The sequence below is a fragment of the Undibacterium sp. 14-3-2 genome (genome assembly GCF_016595265.1).
In the GTDB taxonomy this organism is placed as follows: Bacteria; Pseudomonadota; Gammaproteobacteria; order Burkholderiales; family Burkholderiaceae_D; genus Undibacterium; species Undibacterium aquatile.
The window spans coordinates 50,165-64,853 of sequence record NZ_JAENGS010000004.1 but is presented as its reverse complement, the minus strand read 5'-3'; the positions used below and the strand labels follow the sequence as shown (position 1 = coordinate 64,853).

11 protein-coding genes are annotated in these 14,689 nt (G+C 47.3%); 9 read left to right on the top strand and 2 right to left on the bottom strand.

Annotated elements, in window-relative coordinates:
- Positions 1–100: 100 nt before the first annotated feature.
- The 8 genes from pstC (at position 101) to Undi14_RS10350 (ending at position 10,630) form a co-directional block, all read left to right on the top strand.
- Positions 101–1,120 (top strand): phosphate ABC transporter permease subunit PstC, encoded by a 1,020-nt coding sequence (gene pstC, locus Undi14_RS10385; RefSeq protein WP_200180442.1) that lies wholly within the window; start codon positions 101–103, stop codon positions 1,118–1,120.
- Complete coding sequence (gene pstA, locus Undi14_RS10380; protein ID WP_186885225.1) at positions 1,120–1,992, top strand: phosphate ABC transporter permease PstA; 873 nt, start codon at positions 1,120–1,122, stop codon at positions 1,990–1,992. The genes pstC and pstA overlap by 1 nt, the downstream gene beginning before the upstream one ends.
- Before the next feature lie 13 nt (positions 1,993–2,005).
- On the top strand, positions 2,006–2,785 hold the full coding sequence (gene pstB, locus Undi14_RS10375; protein ID WP_186885226.1) for a phosphate ABC transporter ATP-binding protein PstB: 780 nt from the start codon (positions 2,006–2,008) through the stop codon (positions 2,783–2,785).
- Positions 2,786–2,823: 38 nt separating this feature from the next.
- Positions 2,824–3,534 (top strand): phosphate signaling complex protein PhoU, encoded by a 711-nt coding sequence (phoU, locus tag Undi14_RS10370; RefSeq protein WP_186885227.1) that lies wholly within the window; start codon positions 2,824–2,826, stop codon positions 3,532–3,534.
- A gap of 17 nt (positions 3,535–3,551) precedes the next feature.
- A complete protein-coding gene (gene phoB, locus Undi14_RS10365) occupies positions 3,552–4,238 on the top strand; it encodes a phosphate regulon transcriptional regulator PhoB (protein WP_186885228.1) in 687 nt (228 codons plus the stop codon).
- Between the two features lie 203 nt (positions 4,239–4,441).
- Positions 4,442–5,737 (top strand): phosphate regulon sensor histidine kinase PhoR, encoded by a 1,296-nt coding sequence (gene phoR, locus Undi14_RS10360; protein WP_200180039.1) that lies wholly within the window; start codon positions 4,442–4,444, stop codon positions 5,735–5,737.
- 163 nt (positions 5,738–5,900) lie between these two features.
- Positions 5,901–6,947, top strand: a complete 1,047-nt coding sequence (locus Undi14_RS10355) for an HD domain-containing phosphohydrolase (protein WP_370589936.1) — start codon at positions 5,901–5,903, stop codon at positions 6,945–6,947.
- 155 nt (positions 6,948–7,102) lie between these two features.
- Positions 7,103–10,630 (top strand): PAS domain-containing hybrid sensor histidine kinase/response regulator, encoded by a 3,528-nt coding sequence (locus Undi14_RS10350; protein WP_200180037.1) that lies wholly within the window; start codon positions 7,103–7,105, stop codon positions 10,628–10,630.
- Positions 10,631–10,645: 15 nt separating this feature from the next.
- On the opposite strand, the gene Undi14_RS10345 is transcribed toward Undi14_RS10350, so the two are convergent.
- Positions 10,646–11,722, bottom strand: a complete 1,077-nt coding sequence (locus tag Undi14_RS10345; RefSeq protein ID WP_200180035.1) for a YeiH family protein — start codon at positions 11,720–11,722, stop codon at positions 10,646–10,648.
- A gap of 99 nt (positions 11,723–11,821) precedes the next feature.
- Between Undi14_RS10345 and Undi14_RS10340 the strand changes: the two genes are divergently transcribed.
- Complete coding sequence (locus Undi14_RS10340) at positions 11,822–12,745, top strand: LysR family transcriptional regulator (protein WP_200180033.1); 924 nt, start codon at positions 11,822–11,824, stop codon at positions 12,743–12,745.
- A gap of 62 nt (positions 12,746–12,807) precedes the next feature.
- Here Undi14_RS10340 and Undi14_RS10335 read toward each other — a convergent pair whose 3' ends face one another.
- Positions 12,808–14,649 carry an aminopeptidase P family protein gene (locus tag Undi14_RS10335; protein ID WP_200180031.1) on the bottom strand — a complete coding sequence of 614 codons (1,842 nt, stop codon included), beginning with the start codon at positions 14,647–14,649 and terminating at the stop codon, positions 12,808–12,810.
- Between the last annotated feature and the right edge of the window lie 40 nt (positions 14,650–14,689).

Sequence of the window (14,689 nt, the reverse complement as noted above, 5' to 3'; positions counted from 1 at the left end):
ATGAATTAGCAGAGCTATTTTAAGTGAGGCGATTCAGGTGTGTCCTGAGTCGCCTTTCGGTGGAAAGACACCTATGCCTACACCAACGTTTTCCGTCAATATGACAGCACCATCATCAAGCCAGAATATATCTAACGCTGAGAACACTCAGCCCGCACAACTGAGCGCCGCAAGAATGGCGGCAGTGATGCGTCGTCAACGCTGGCAAGATTTTTTCTTTCACAAGCTGACTCTGAGTTTCGCGGCACTTGTTTTAGTTGTGCTACTGGGTATTATTGCCTCGTTATTCCTGCGTGCGATTCCTGCGATGCAAGAATTTGGTTTTGCATTCATTACCACAATAGAGTGGGATCCGGTGAATGATAAATACGGCGGTCTGATCGCGATCGTCGGAACGCTCGCTACTTCTGTGATTGCTTTGCTGATTGCTTTTCCCGTCAGTTTTGGCATTGCCCTGTTTCTTACTGAAATTTGCCCGGCTTGGCTGAAGCGTCCGTTGGGAACTTCCATCGAGCTTTTGGCGGGGGTGCCAAGCATTATTTACGGCATGTGGGGTTTGTTTGTTTTTGCTCCGTTATTTTCCGAATATATCCAACCGGCTCTGGCCTCTACACTGGGTAAATTGCCAATGATAGGCATTTTGTTTTCCGGTCCTATGATAGGGCTGGGCATTTTATCGGCGGGTGTGATTCTCGCGATCATGATTATTCCTTTCATTTCTTCCGTGATGCGGGATGTTTTTGAAGTCGTGCCGCCAGTGCTGAAAGAGTCGGCGTATGGTCTGGGATGTACTAAGTGGGAAGTTGTCAGAAAAATCGTTTTGCCATACACAAAAATCGGCGTCGTTGGTGGTGTTATGTTGGGCCTGGGGCGTGCATTGGGTGAGACGATGGCGGTGACCTTTCTGATTGGTAACGCACATAAACTGTCTTGGTCCTTATTTGCTGCGGGTAATAGTATTGCCTCCACGCTTGCGAACGAATTCGCGGAAGCTGAAACAGTTTTGCATACATCATCTTTATTCCTGTTAGGTTTAATTTTGTTTGTGATCACCTTCATAGTGTTATCTGCCGCTAAATTGATGTTGCTCGGTTTGAGCAGAAAAGAAGGTACAAAATAATGGATATATCTAAAGCTCAGGCAGCGCAAAATCCAGTGTATCGCCGCCGTTTGCTGGTACACCGGCTTGGTATCGCCTTATCCTCTATTGCAATGGTGTTTGGCGTATTTTTTCTGATGTGGATCCTCTTTACCTTGTTAATTAAAGGGTTTTCTGCGATTAATCTTGCCATGTTTGTTGAATCAACGCCGGCTCCGGGTAGTGATGGCGGCGGTTTGATGAATGCGATCGTCGGTAGTTTTCTGATGGTTGGTTCCGCAACATTGATTTCTACTCCGGTCGGGATTCTGGCGGGCATTTATCTTGCTGAATACGGTGATAAGAGCTGGTTCGGCGGTATCACCCGGTTTGTGACGGACATTATGCTGTCCGCACCTTCTATCGTGATCGGCTTGTTTGTGTATGCCATTTATGTGGCTAACGTCAAACATTTTTCCGGTTGGGCAGGCAGCGTGGCGATTTCATTAATTGCGATTCCTGTCGTTGTCCGTACTACCGATAATATGTTGGGACTGGTTCCTGCAAGTCTGCGCGAAGCTGCATTTGCATTGGGCGCACCTCGCTGGAAAGTTGCACTGCTGGTGAGATTGCGCGCAGTCAAAGCCGGTGTGGTGACAGGTATTTTGCTTGCTGTGGCCAGGATTTCCGGTGAGACTGCACCTTTGCTTTTCACTGCATTGAACAACCAGTTTTTCAGTGCCAACATGAATAGTCCGATGGCAAATCTTCCTGTCGTCATTTATTCGTATGCGATGAGTCCTTACGATAACTGGCGTGAACTGGCATGGGGCGGTGCATTACTGATTACTTTCAGTGTTCTGCTTCTGAATATTTTGTCGCGTACCTTGTTTAACCAAAAAACACAGCATTAATTCGAGCATCGATATGACTACTACTCCAGCAAATACACAGAAAAAAGCGATCGAGATCGACGGGCTGAATTTTTTCTACGGTACTACCCGTAGCCTGCGCGATATCAAATTGAATATTTTCGATAAAAAGGTCACCGCTTTTATTGGTCCTTCAGGTTGTGGTAAATCAACCTTGTTGCGTACCTTAAATCGTATGTACGATTTATATCCTGGCCAACGTGCAGAAGGTAAGATCATTTACAACGGCAAAAATATTCTCGATGCCGATCAGGATATTAATTTACTGCGTGCCAAAGTCGGTATGGTATTTCAGAAGCCGACGCCTTTCCCTATGTCCGTTTATGACAACATCGCATTTGGTGTGCGTTTGTATGAAAATCTTTCTAAGGGCGAGATGGATGAGCGCGTTGAATGGGCTCTGAAAAAAGCGGCGATCTGGACTGAAGTCAAAGATAAACTAAATAAAAGTGGCTTAAGTTTGTCTGGTGGTCAGCAACAGCGCCTCTGTATCGCTCGCGGTGTCTCAGTGAAGCCGGATGTGCTTTTGCTGGATGAGCCAACTTCTGCGCTGGATCCGATTTCAACCGTAAAAATCGAAGAGCTGATTAATGAATTGAAAGAGGAATACACGATCGCCATCGTTACGCATAACATGCAACAGGCGGCACGTTGTTCCGACTATACCGCCTATATGTATCTTGGTGAGTTGGTCGAGTTTGGCGAGACGGATCATATTTTCATGAATCCGGTCAAAAAAGAAACACAAGACTACATTACCGGTCGTTTCGGTTAATTATATTTATCGCGATTACAAGAATTCAGGAGAAACCTGTGACAGGCGAACACTCTTCAAAACAATACGACAGTGATCTGGAAACGATACGTTCCAAGGTCTTGTTGATGGGCGGTTTGGTAGAAAGCCATTTCCATGATGCGATGTCCTGTTTTCGTACAGGCAATGCAGAACAGGCTGAAATCGTCATTCAGTCTGATCTGGAAGTGAACCGGTTAGAGGTTGCACTCGATGACATGTGCAGCCAGTTGATTGTGAAACGTCAGCCAGCCGCAAATGATTTGCGTACCGTTGTCGCGACCGGCAAAGTGATTACCGATCTTGAGCGTATTGGTGATGAATCAACCAAAATTGCCCGTATTGCGAAAGAAGGTCAACTCAATCGGCGCAGCATCCCTATGTTTAATGGCCACGACACCGTTCGTGTATTGGCCGCCAGCGTTGCTGATATGCTGCACCAGGCATTGGATGTTTTTGCCCGGCTCGATGGTGAACGAGCTGTTCAGCTGATTGCCCAGGACGAAATTATTGACAATGATTTCCGCTCCATTATGCGCAATCTGATTACCTTTATGATGGAAGATCCGAGTACGATTTCTTCAGCGCTCGACACCTTATGGGTCGCAAAAGCGATAGAACGAATAGCTGATCACGCGAAAAATATTGCCGAATATACGGTTTACATTGTTGAAGGCAAAGATATCCGTCATTCGGATTATGTCGCTGTCAAACAAGATCAGAAACACTAAAAAATCAAATACAGATAATGGCTGCTGATACCACAATATTAATTGTCGAAGACGAACCAGCGATTGTTGAATTAGTCAGTTTTACCCTGCGTGCTGCAGGTTGGAATACTTTCGCTGTCAATAATACTGCCGAGGCGTGGGATTTTATTCAACGTCGCACTCCGCAGTTGATTCTGCTCGACTGGATGCTGCCTGACCAGAGCGGATTACGATTGCTTTCCAAAATCCGCTCTGACCGCCAGTTCAATGAAATTCCTGTCATTATGCTGACCGCGAAAAGTATGGAGGAAGATAAAATTGCTGGTCTGGATCATGGAGCAGATGATTACATCACAAAGCCATTTTCTCCTCGTGAATTGACTGCGCGGATGAAGGCTTTACTCCGCCGCAAGAGTCCTGAACACGCACAGACCGCACTGGCGGCAGGTAATGTCGTACTTGATCCGATTAGCTGTACCGTCAAAATTGATGATCAGAAGGTCGATATTGGCCATGCAGAATATAAATTACTGAAGTTTTTCATGGCACACCCCGAGCGCGTTTTTTCACGTAGCCAATTGCTTGATAAAGTCTGGGGTGATCACGTCGTGATTGAGGAGCGTACCGTTGACGTGCACGTTCTGCGTCTGCGTAAAGTCTTGAAATCTGCAGAGTCGCTGATTAAAACAGTGCGTAGCGTTGGTTATATGCTGTCTGAAAAGTAATGGGCTCTCGTTGTGGGCAGCCAGACTGAAATATGAAAAACAACCACATTCAACATAGTATGAATGTGGTTGTTTTTTATATTTGAAAGTAGTGTTATCAGTATCGGTACTTGTTTTGATCGGCATTGTATATTGTTTCTCAGTCGATCCGGTTTTGTGTACCATCACTTCTACCCAAAATTAAAAAAATATCAGGGATTTTCATGTCTCCACGTCTTGTTTTCTGGGTTTCCAGCTCTATTCGCGCCTTGCTTATTATCATTGCTACCGGTATCGCCGCGTATCTGTGGGGGGCTGTAATCGGACTATTGCTTGGTTTTATTGCGATGTCGGGGCTGGTTCTGTTACAGCTTTTTTATTTGCAAAGACTGGCGGACTGGCTGGATAATCCCGCCAGTTCACGCTTGCCGGATGGCTGGGGCGCATGGACGGATATTTTTTCCCGGCTTTATAAATCGCGCAGGGGAGATGAAAAAAATCAGGCAGAGCTGACTGAATGGCTGGCACGCTTTCGTCAGGCAATGACATTGTTACCTGATGGCGTCGTCATCATGGATGACGTCCTATTTCTTGAATGGTGTAATCCCGCAGCTGAAAGTCATCTGGGGCTGAGTCTGGCAAAAGACAAAGGAATGCGCGTCACAAACCTGGTGCGCACGCCCGAGTTTATGGACTACATTATTCTGGGGCGCTATGAAACGCCACTGACGCTGTCATTTCGTGACCGTAAGCTGATCGCACATATTATTCCGTTTGAAAACCGGCGTCAGATTCTGGTGACGCACGACATTACAGAATCTGAACGTATTGATATGATGCGTCGCGACTTTATCGCGAATGCATCCCATGAGTTACGCACTCCTTTGACGGTCATTAACGGCTTTTTGGAAATTGCTTCTTTACAACCGGATTTGGATATCACAATCCGCCATTCGCATCTGAAACTGATGACGGAGCAGGGCGAGCGTATGCAGCGCCTGGTGGAGGATATGCTGACATTGACACGCCTTGAATCCATGGATCACTTGTTACGTGTTGAAACCATTGATATGCGCGGCTTGCTGGAGCAAATTTTGCAGGAAGCAGAGGCGCTTTCCGCCGGACGCCACCTGATTACACTGGAAATCGATGGTCCCGACATCCGTGGCAGCAAGGATGAAATACGCAGTGCACTGACTAATCTGGTGACAAACGCTATCCGCTATACACCAGAAGAAGGAAAAATTCATATCAGCTGGATCAACACTCCTCAAGGGGCAAAATTTTTTGTCACGGATAACGGTATAGGCATCAGTCCTGAGCACATCTCCCGTCTGACGGAGCGTTTTTACCGGGTCGATAAAAGTCGCTCGCGTGAAACACAGGGAACCGGCTTGGGATTGGCGATTGTTAAACATGTACTGTTGCGACATAAAGCGCAACTGCTGATCGAATCGACCCCCGGCGTTGGCAGCAAATTCACCGTGCAATTCCCCGCAAATATCGCTATCGAAGAGTAGTGTTCTGCTTGCTTTTGTCTATGGCATTATTTATCCGGTGAAAGGATAAATTTTGTTATTCCCTATTTCTCCTGAATACAGATAAGTTAAACTCAAAACCATTGCTGCTGACAGAAGTTGTGCAGAGGTTTTGCTGACCAGATGTACTCTGGGGGGATGTTTAATGGAAATGAACGTATTGGTGCTGGATGACGCACAAATCAACGTTACATTGCTGTGTTTGCTATTAAAGAAAATAGATAAATGTAAGTCGGTAAGTTTCAGTGAGCCGGGGGCAGCGCTCGCATGGTGCGCCAACAATGTACCCGACCTGATTATGGTCGACTACATGATGCCGGCAATGAATGGCATTGAATTTATCCGGCGTTTTCGTGAGCTGGAAGGGTGTCACGACATTCCCGTCCTGATGATCACCGCCAACAATGAACTCGAATTACGTTACCAGGCACTTGATGCCGGGGTGAATGATTTTCTGATCAAGCCTATCGATAAAATTGAGTTTCTCGCAAGAACCCGGAATATGCTGGCTTTGCGTAAAAGCCAGCGTTTTCTCGAGGACAAGGCGATGTGGCTTGATGAATCAGTAAAAAAGGCGACTACTGAAATTTTAGAGCGGGAAAGAGAAACTGTTTTTCGCTTGTCAAAAGCCGCCGAGTCACGAGATCCGGAAACCGGTGCCCATATTCTCCGCATGGCCAACTATTCGAAGATTATCGCCGAGCAATTAGGTTTATCGTCAGAGGATCAACACTTAATTCTGGAGGCAGCACCGATGCACGATGTCGGTAAAGTGGGCATCCCGGACAGCATTTTATTAAAGCCTGGCAAGCTGACACCAGATGAATTTTCTGTGATGAAGCAGCATACCTTGCTTGGCTATGAAATCCTGGCGGGTAGTTCGTCCAATCTGCTGACGACTGGTGCGGAGATCGCGTTGGCACACCATGAAAAATTCGATGGTAGCGGTTATCCGAACGGGTTGGCTGGTGAAAAAATTCCCTTGTTTGCGAGAATCGTCGCCGTTGCTGACGTTTTTGATGCCCTGACATCTGAACGTCCATATAAAAAAGCATGGAATAACGAAGATGCGCTTGCCCATTTACGTGATGGATCTGGTCAGCACTTTGACCCCTTATGCGTCGATGCCTTCTTTGCCGGGTTGGATAGGATATTGGCGGTCAAAAATCTGTACAAGGATGATTACAATTAATAAAAAATGATTTTTTTCATAGCGGTCTGGCCATGTTTGCGTACAAAAAACAGATATTATTTTTCGTATGAAACGTGCTGCTGTTCCCCTTCAATCAAAACCCTGCCGATAGATAATCAGATCATGATCAATACCGCGACTGCAAAGAGTATTTGATGCGACATATATTATCTTTGCTTCAAAACAGTAACTCGCTTGGTATACACAGTGAGGGGCAGCTAGAAACTGTGCTGGGAGAGCTGGAGCAATTGACGCAACTGCCAGACCTGCCAGCGATGAGCGACAGTACGAGACAGGTGCTACGTGGCATGCGGCATTTTTTTGCCCAGATCGATCTGGACTATCAGCGATCAGATAGTGAATTGGCTGAGTGCAGGCAGCGTCTCAGGCCAAATTCAGATGCGCTATCGCACGCAAATGCCAGCTTGCAGCAGGAGTGTGAAAGTGGCAATCAAATTCCGCCGACCTTGAAAGCGACGAACGATCAATTATTTTTTTCATCGGGAAAAAGTTCTGACGAAAATATCAATTCGGATAAGCTGAAGTCAGCGTTGACGGCGCTACAAAAACAGCAGTTTGCATTAGATCAGCATGCCATTGTCAGTGTGACAGATCCCAGTGGTACGATCATTTATGTCAATGAAAAATTTTGCGAGATCAGTAAGTACGGCTCCGCTGAACTCATAGGGCAAAACCATCGTATCGTTAATTCCGGATTACATACGCTGGCTTTTTTTCAGAATATGTGGAGAACGATTACCAGCGGTCATGTCTGGCACGGGGAAATTCGTAATAAGGCAAAGGATGGTAGCTATTATTGGACAAATGCGACTATCGTTCCTTTTCTGGATAGTCATCAGCGACCATATCAATATATTTCCATTCGCACTGATATCACGGAACAGTGGCGCTTACGTGAAAAGATAGAATCCAATCAGACGCTGATGCAAAACATGATGCATAACCTCGGACAAGGTGTGTACACGCTGGATGCACAAGGGGTATGTACGTTTCTTAACCCTGAGGCAGAGCGAATTCTGGGGCGGAGTCTGGTTGATTTGAAAGGGAAAATACTTCACGATCTTGTGCACTCTATACGTCCGGATGGTGCGCATGTTCAGAATCAGGATTGTCCGATACATCAAACAATCACATCCGGTGAAGTATTTCGTTCTGATCTCGAATACTTCCAGCATCAGTCCGGCAGTCTTTTTCCTGTGTCGATAGTCGCATCGCCAATTATTGATCGTGGCAAGATAGTTGGTTCCGTCGCTGTCTTTAAAGATATTTCAGACCGTTTAGCAACAGACCGGGCGCTTCGGGACAGTGAGGCAAGACAAAGGATGTTGCTCGACAATGCTGCTGACGCGGTGTTTGTTGCGAACACGAGTCAGCAATTGGTTTATGTGAATGATCTTGCCGCGAATATGCTGGGTTACTCCAGACTCGGGCTGCTTGGCAGCAGTATGTATAACTTATTGCCGTTAGCAGACCGGGAGCTGGCGATGCGCAATTTTTTGTGTCATATCCTGGAGGAGAAGCATTTCCGTGCCGAGATTACCTTGCTGAAAAAAGATGGGGATACCATCCCGGTTGAATTGAATGCCGCGCTTTTGCCGGATGGCAGCATCTATGGATCGTGCAGGGACATCACTGAGCGACTCCGGTTTGAGGCTGATCTGCTTCAGGCAAAAAATGATGCAGAGGCAGCGAATAAAGCAAAAAGCGAGTTCCTGGCGACAATGAGCCATGAAATCAGAACGCCGATGAATGGCATCATCGGAATGACGGAGTTGGCACTGGACACTGATCTCAGTGGTGAACAACGCGAATATCTTGAACTGGTTAAATTATCTTCCCAATCTTTAATGAGTATCATCAACGATATTCTGGATTTTTCGAAAATTGAGTCTGGAAAGATAGAGCTGGAAAAAATCGAGTTTTCTTTACGGGAATTGGTTGCTTCGTGTTTGAGGGCGCTGTCGCTCAGAGCGTCGGAAAAAGGCATAGAACTGGTCTATAAAATAGATGCAGCTATTCCGGAAATCGTGATCGGTGATCCTGGGCGTCTGCGTCAGATCATGACGAATCTCGTCGGTAACGCGATTAAATTCAGTGAAAAAGGTGAGGTGATTGTTGATGTCCAACTGGCACATGAAAATACGACACGACTCGACATTTATTTTTCTGTTACGGATCACGGCATCGGTATTCCGAAAGCAAAACAAAGCAGTATTTTTGATGCATTCAGTCAGGCGGACACGTCAACGACGCGTAAATATGGGGGGACTGGCCTTGGTCTGACAATTTCATCCCGACTGGTTCATTGTATGAACGGCTTGCTCGCGCTCAATAGCGAACCGGGGAAAGGGAGCACGTTTTACTTTACGATCAGCTTGGCAAAAGCTGAAAAAGATCGCGCTTCAAAACGAGTGGTGGATTTTGCTGGCATGACTGCACTGATTGTTGACGACAATGCTGTTAATCGCTTATTTTTTTCCGATACGCTGAGAAAATGGAAGATAAAACCCGTTGCTGCTACATCTGCAGAGGAGGCGCTGCGGTTGCTGTCGCAGCTGCAATCTGATGGGCGACATGTAGATGTGATTCTGCTTGATGTCTGTATGCCCGGTATGAGCGGCTTTGAATTTTTGACCCGGCTTGCTTCAGAATATGAAGAATTAAAATCAAAAACAGTGTTGCTTTCATCCGCAGGCTCGCGTGAGGGTTTCCTGGATTGCCAGGGATTAGGTATGACAAACTACGTTTTAAAACCTGTGAGTCAGTCCGAGCTTTACGATGCCATCAGTACCGTCGTGAAAGGTGAGAATAAAAAAACGACGCCGGGTGTTCAGGAGCAATTGGATAGTACGCAATATTCTTCTCCGCCATTACGCATTCTGGTTGTCGAGGATAATCCGGTGAATCAGAAACTGATTCTCGCGCTCTTGAATAAATGGAGTCATATTGCTACTGTGGCAGAAAATGGTCTGGATGCGCTGTCGCAGTTTTCACGGCAACCGTTTGATGCCATTCTGATGGATATGCAGATGCCGAAAATGGGAGGTGTCGAGGCAACGCAACGTATCCGCGACGCTGAACACTCACATGGCGATGGCCGACATACCCCTGTCATTGCAATGACGGCCAATGCCATGCCCGGCGACTGGGAACGATGTCATGAAGCGGGTATGGATTATTATTTATCCAAGCCTATCAGGGCGGAATTGTTAAGAGAATTACTGAAACAATTGGCGCAGAATACCAACGTGACCGCAGAGCAGGCACTGCAAAGTGCGAAAACTGACATGAATAACCCATCTTCAAAGACAGATATGCCGACAGAAAACACATCATTTGATTATGAGGCGGCTTTACTGAATGCCGACACAGAGATCGTCAACATTATCGCCCATTCTTTTCTTGACGCCTGTGATCAGTACAAGGCAGAAATTGCCGATGCCGTGGCGCGACAAGACAGCGAGTTACTGTACCGTTCTGCACACACACTGAAGGGGCTGGTTGGCAATTTCTGCGCGGTTCCGGTTGAGTCGCTGGCGAGGGAATTAGAGCATTTCGGTAAGACGAATGATTTGAGTGTGGCCGCGGCCAAGCAAGTGGAATTGTTTACTCAACTGGATCAGATGAATACTGCCTTGAAAAAGTTTTTGGCGACAAACTGATGCAAAAGCTGAACATTATTTACACACATAGTTGATTGCAGCCCCGCCAAAGATCAGCCACAGCCACAAGCTCATGGCGAGCAATACTGGTTTTATTCCTGCTTGTCGCAAGGTACTGATTTTTGTACTTAAGCCCAAAGCAACCATAGACATACAGAGAATAAAATTATCGGTGTTCGTCAACACGGTTCTGATTCCAGTTGGAATGATCAATACAGAGTTGATTGCAGCGACGCCGATAAACATGAAGGCAAACCAGGGAATTTCTATTCTGCTTTCGCTGCCATCAGTTTGTGGTATTACCTTCGTATTGTGTTTTTTAAGTAAGCGCAATACGAATGGCAGCAGGAGCAGAAATGGTGCCAGCATCATGACCCTGAGCATTTTCGTGATGACAGCAGCATCGCCCGCCGAGTCACTCACGGCCTTGCCGGCAACAATTACTTGCGCAACTTCATGCATGGTCGAACCTACGTAAATACCAAAGCCAGATGTCGAAAGCGGAATGACCTGGACATGCCTGTTCCACTCAAAAACAAGTGGATACATCAACATGCTGAGGGTGCCAAATATCATCACGCCAGAGATCGCAATACTGGCATCATCTGATTTCCCTTTAATCACTGGGCTCGTCGCCATGATTGCGGCCGCACCGCAGACAGAACTGCCCGCCCCAATCAAGACCGTTAATTTGTCGTCCAGCGCAAAGACTTTTTTTCCGAGAAATAAAGCGATGGCGAACGTTGTACCAAGGACGAGCGCGTCAATAGCGAATGCTGTGCCGCCGAGCTGTTGAATGTCCCTGAAACTCAGGCGCAAGCCGTACAGAATAATCCCGGCGCGCAACAATGTTTGTTTGGAAATCATCATGCCTTGCTCCAGCCCTCGATGCTGAAATATGGCATGGCTATTGCCCGCGATCATACCCAACAATATTGCGGTAGTCAGATTACTTAATCCATGGTTTTGCATCCAGACTAACTTGCTGAGCGACATAGCGATTGTCGCCAGTGTTGCGCATAACAGTAAGCCGGGAGCATATCCTCCCAGAGAAATCTTTTGGGGTGAGTTGGTTGAATCGGTGCGAATCATAATGATCTGTTTTTTGTGAATGAGCGCAGAATATCGTTTTTTATTAAACTAATAAAACGAATTAATTTTGTATAATTAAACTAAAAAATAGGTTAATTTATGAAAATCAGTCTGCGTCAATTGCAAGTATTCGTTTCAGTGGCAGAGCAGGGCAGCACTATGGCTGCGGCGAATGCTGTCGCACTCTCACAATCGGCTGCCAGTGCGGCACTGAATGAGCTGGAACATATGCTCAACACGCAGTTATTTGACCGTGTCGGTAAGCGTTTGCTGTTAAACGACAATGGTCGTCTATTAATGCCGCAGGCGCGCCTGATACTCGATGCTGCAAATTCGATAGAACTGCAGTTTTCGTCGGGGGATGCCAACTGGTCGTGTATCCGGATCGGTGCCAGTACAACGATAGGCAGTTATTGCTTGCCGGCTTTGCTGGCTGCCAGTCCAGTAACTGATTCACAACTGACTGCTTTTGCTCGGCACACCATGTCTCATCCGCAGATGACCATCGCGAATACGGCCGATATTGTCAGTGCTGTCGCGAATTACGAAGTCGATTTTGGTTTCATTGAGGGGCCTTGCCATCGCACGGATTTACTGGTTGAACCGTGGTTTGAGGATGAAATGGTCGTTGTTTGCTCACCGGAACATCCGTATGCGGCACAAAAGAATGGCAGCATCTGTATCAGGGAGTTGCGTTCTGCGTCCTGGTTGTTACGGGAGCACGGTTCCGGTACACGAGAAAATGTCGAGCAAGTGTTGTTGCCACATCTGAAAAACTTAAAACTGGCGGGCGAGTTCGGTACATCGGAAGCGATTATGCACGCGGCTGCTGCGGGTCTTGGGATCGCTTGCCTGTCACGTGTGGTAGTTGCTGATTTGCTGGCGCTGGGGAAATTACATGAACTGGAAACAAAACTTCCGCCACTAAAGCGTCATTTTTATCTGATATATAGTCCGCATAAACTATTGTCCCGGCATATACAGGATTTTTTGCAGTTTTGTCGTGGATGGCGACCCGAATAAAACGAAGCCACATCTTGATTGGATGTGGCTTCGTTTAATCATTCCTACAGATTGCGGCTTTGTTATTTGCTGATTGCTTTTGTGCGTTCCTGCAACCAGCTCAGCGCTGCACCAGTGACTCTTGGCGTCAGCCGTGCCAGCACCGTTGCATGGTAAGCGTTAAGCCAGTCGATTTCGTCATCACGCAAAAAGTTAACCAGAATACAGCGTGTATCGATAGGGCATAAAGTCAGCGTTTCAAATTTCAGATAGTCACCGAACTCCGTTGTCACTGCAGGCACGGTCAGCAGTAGATTTTCGATACGCACGCCCCATTGATCGGGACGATAAATACCAGGTTCATTGGACGTAATCATTCCTGCTTCCATTGCAGTATGGGCTTCTGCTAGTGCTCCTGAGATCGACTGTGGGCCTTCATGGACATTCAGGAAGTAACCAACGCCGTGGCCCGTTCCGTGACCGTAATTGATACCTTCCCGCCATATCGGCGCGCGCGCCACCGTATCCAGCATAGGTGATGGCGTACCGCGTGGAAACTGCATCTGCGACAGATTGATCATACCTTTGAGCACCAGCGTGAAATCACGTTTTTGCGCTTCAGACACCGTTCCTATCGGCATCACCCGGGTGATATCCGTGGTGCCATTCAGATATTGCCCGCCAGAGTCAATCAGTAACAGGCCGTCGCCTTCAATAACGGCGTGGGATTTTGGTGTTGCGCGATAATGTGGCATCGCGCCATTACCATTAAATCCGGCAATCGTGCCAAAGCTGGGTGAGATGAAATGCGGCTGACGAGCACGTGCTGCGCAGATTTGCTCATCAATCGTGATTTCTGTGATCGTTTGTTTGCCCAGACTGGTTTCGAGCCAACTGAAAAATTCACACAAAGCGGCACCGTCCTGCTCCATCGCTTCCCGCACGAATTGGGCTTCTTCCGCCGTTTTTCGCGATTTGGCAAACACGGATGGATTGATCGCCTCAACGACGCGGATTGAAGCAGGAATCGCGTCACGAAAGCCGTAAGTAATGCGGCGTGGATCAATTAATATGCTGTCTGTTGCCGGTAAATGTCGCAGAGCACTTTGGGCCTCTGAATAATCCGCAATTTCTATTTTATCCAGAGCCAGAACCGCAGCGAGATCCTGGTCAATTTTTCCTTTGGAAACAAACAGCGTCGCTTTGTCTGCGCTGATCAGCGCATGTGCGACAAACACCGGGTTGTAACTGACATCGGCACCACGCAAATTGAATATCCAGGCGATATCATCAACCGTGGAGACAAAATGCCAATCTGCATCCTTTGATCGCATTTGTTCGCGTACCTGCGTCAACTTATCTTTGCGACTGATGACAGCAAATGGTGCTTTGTGTTCGTATACCTGAGAGAGTGGCAAGCCAGGGCGATCCGGCCAGATATCTTGCAGCAGATCTTTGCTAGTATCGAGCCTGACAGACTTTGCTTGCAGCGCAGATGTCAGTGCGCGGGCGGTTGCCAGACCGAGTACGAAGCCATCGGCACCGACGGTTTGCCCGCTCGTCAGATGTTGTGCCAGCCAGTCGATATGTAAGGTCGCGGCAGCAGAAGCGATTTTCATCATCTGTATGCCCGTTGGTGCCAGCTCTTTTTCGGCCTGACTCCAGTAACGGCTATCCACCCATAAACCAGCGAAATCAGCCGTCACCACCAGCGTGCCGACCGAACCTGTAAAGCCTGACAGATACGTACGTCCTTGCCAGTGTTCTGGCAGATATTCGGATAAATGCGGATCAGCAGAAGGGATGATGTAAGCATCCAGACTATGCGCTTTCATGGCTGCACGAAGTTGCTGTAGCCGGGCTGGAATCGGGGAAATCATTGCGGACGCTGCGTTGGTGTTGCTTGTGCTGATTATGCTGTTCATGAAGTTATTTCCGGATAGGGAGAGTATCAAGACATCAGAT